Genomic DNA, 2462 nt, shown 5'->3' with positions numbered 1-2462 from the left:
GCCTATACCGAGAGAGCTTTTTTACAACATTCCCGACTTTTCAAACATCCTCTAAATGTTCCCCAGACCAAAATAGCCGAAAATCAATCTTATTATTTCGATAAGCTTCACTAATAGGATTAGAGTGAGGATGATTTTTTGGATTAAAACTTTCGGTAAAGTAGCCTTGAAAATCAATTGTTATAAAACTGTATCCGCTGCTTTCTCCTGTGGCATTTTCGATAAAAAAACCCCTACTTCTGGCATGACATATTCCTGCATTTGAGAGCGTACTACTTCTTCTATTTTTGCCAAACTTGTGAGTTGCTCACCCGTAGTACTTTTGTACAGTATCTTTGCTATTGCACGAGAATATTCTTTTATTTTTTGTTCTTCTTCAGGAGTCATTGATACACCTAGTCTTGATGACTTTATTATCCCTTCCTGATGTCCCTTTACTTCCTGACTTCCGTTTTCTGTAACAATCCTTCCCTGTTATTTATTTGTTTTGGAATAATAAAAAATGGAATGCACCCTCAAACAACAGACTAATCTAGGGAAGAAACGCAACCAGCAATTTGTACAAATCCCAACTGCTAGGCTCAAAGGGCGAATTAAGCAACTGTGCCAGCAGTATGGCATTGAGTTTATAGAGACAGAAGAAGCTAACACCTCAGCAGCATCATTTGTTGATGGGGATACACTACCAAAACACGGTGAAAAACCCGATGGGTGGAAATCTTCTGGTCGCAGAGTAAAACGCGGATTGTTCCGCACGAGCCAGAATTGGTATATTAATGCGGATTGCAACGGAGCAGCCAATATCATCCGCAAAGTAAGCACAACACTTAGTGTGACATACTCACGCTTCCTGAGTACAGGTAAGCGTGAGCTTCTCAATGACTCTTCTGTGAAGACATTAATTGAGCTTTGAGGGCGTGTGTCCCACGCGCCTTTATAACTAGAGAGGCATTTAGATCCCTACACAGACTGACCTTGCAATTAGGGCAATTGTGCGTTCTTTCTGATAGTGGCTTTATTACCTTAGTGCCACAATTAGAACATTCCTGGCTTGTGCCGTTTGGGTTTACAGCAATAACTTTCAGTCCAGCGTTCTCGGCTTTGACTGTCAGTATCGAAATAAATTGTCCCCAACCAGCATCGTTTACACTTTTAGCAAGTCGTGACTTAGCCAGTCCTTTGATATTGAGTTTTTCTACGGCGATAACATCATACTTTTTGAGTAAGTTATTAGCAGACTTGAAATGAAAATCTTTACGGGTATCCGCTACTTTTTTATGTTGAATACCTAGCTTTCTAATAGCTTTTTTACGACGATTAGAACCTTTTTTGCGTCTTGAGACTCTTCTCTGTGCTGACTTTAATCTTTGTTCAGCCTTGCGGAGATATTTTGGTGCAGCAATTCTAGTATTATCAGAGGCAACATAAAAATCTATCAGCCCAACATCAATCCCGACAATATTGTTAGTGTCAAAGTCCGGTTTGACTGTCGGCACAGTTTTATCTTCTAAGCTCAGAGTTACATAGTATCCATCAGCTTTTTTGGTAACAGCTACAGTTTTAATGTCAAACCCTTCCGGTATTTGACGGTGGAGGATTACTTTTACAGCACCTATTTTTGACAATATTATTTTATCGTTTTGAAAATGCTCTTTTTTGAATTGCGGATATGTAAAAGTTTTATACTGCCCTTTACCTTTGAATCTAGGCTTGCCGCTACGTTTACCATTAGCGTTACCTTTTAACCAACGGTCAAAAGCTATCTCAACTTTTTTAGGGACTTCTTGTAGAACTTGAGAATGAATGCTTTTGTACCAAGGACGGTCTTTTTTAAGTTGGGTTAGCGTTGCTTGTTGACTAAACCTATTAGGCTTATCTTTCAACTCTGGAATATGGCAAACAACAAGTGAACATCTATCTATAAAGCATCTATTTTGCTCATACCAGTCAAACCTTTGAGCAAGCTGATAATTATACTGGTATCGCAGCATATCTAATGTTTTATCAATATGTAATGCTTGTTCTTTCGTTGGTTTTAATCGGTACTGATAGGATGTTCTCACTTGTTCGACTAATCAAGTGTTACCTTTTTAGTATACACTGATTTAGACATAATATGAAAGATGATTTTGTTTCAAAAGGAAGGTCTGTTAGTGACCTGAAAGTACATTTAGTGCTGGTTACTAAATATCGGCGTAAAGCCTTCACTTCACTTATGCTGGATAGGCTAAATGTTCTAATGCAAGAATTACTAGAAAAATGGGATTGTAAACTGGTAGAGTTTAATGGCGAGGAAGATCATGTACCACCTACTCTTTCAGTATCATCCAGACGTTGAACTTAGCAAGTTAGTCAATAATCTAAAGTCTGTATCATCAAGAAAACTTCGCCAAGAATTTGCGGAACATCTAGGGCGTGTCATCAATTGAGCCAAATGACAGAAGCAGCCAGATAAATTGCAC

The 2462-nt window shown here is 38.5% G+C and carries 1 protein-coding gene and 3 pseudogenes; 2 read left to right on the top strand and 2 right to left on the bottom strand.

What is annotated here, in order from left to right; all coding sequences use genetic code 11:
- Nucleotides 1-190: 190 nt before the first annotated feature.
- Nucleotides 191-387: pseudogene (locus ABF638_RS37715) on the bottom strand (ISKra4 family transposase); the annotation flags it as partial.
- A 127-nt stretch (nucleotides 388-514) separates the two neighbouring features.
- On the opposite strand from ABF638_RS37715, the pseudogene ABF638_RS37710 reads away from it, so the two are divergent.
- Nucleotides 515-913: pseudogene (locus tag ABF638_RS37710) on the top strand (zinc ribbon domain-containing protein); the annotation flags it as partial.
- Here ABF638_RS37710 and ABF638_RS37705 read toward each other — a convergent pair.
- A complete protein-coding gene (locus tag ABF638_RS37705) occupies nucleotides 876-2063 on the bottom strand; it encodes an RNA-guided endonuclease InsQ/TnpB family protein (protein WP_435027841.1) in 1188 nt (395 codons plus the stop codon). The pseudogene ABF638_RS37710 and the gene ABF638_RS37705 overlap by 38 nt on opposite strands.
- Before the next feature lie 53 nt (nucleotides 2064-2116).
- On the opposite strand from ABF638_RS37705, the pseudogene tnpA reads away from it, so the two are divergent.
- Nucleotides 2117-2420, top strand: a pseudogene (gene tnpA, locus ABF638_RS37700) (IS200/IS605 family transposase); the annotation flags it as partial.
- Between the last annotated feature and the right edge of the window lie 42 nt (nucleotides 2421-2462).

Source organism: Nostoc sp. CALU 1950 (assembly GCF_051172895.1).
GTDB classification, from domain to species: domain Bacteria; phylum Cyanobacteriota; class Cyanobacteriia; order Cyanobacteriales; family Nostocaceae; genus Nostoc; species Nostoc edaphicum_A.
The sequence above is the reverse complement of the archived record's forward strand: the minus strand, read 5'-3'. Positions and strand labels throughout refer to the sequence as shown.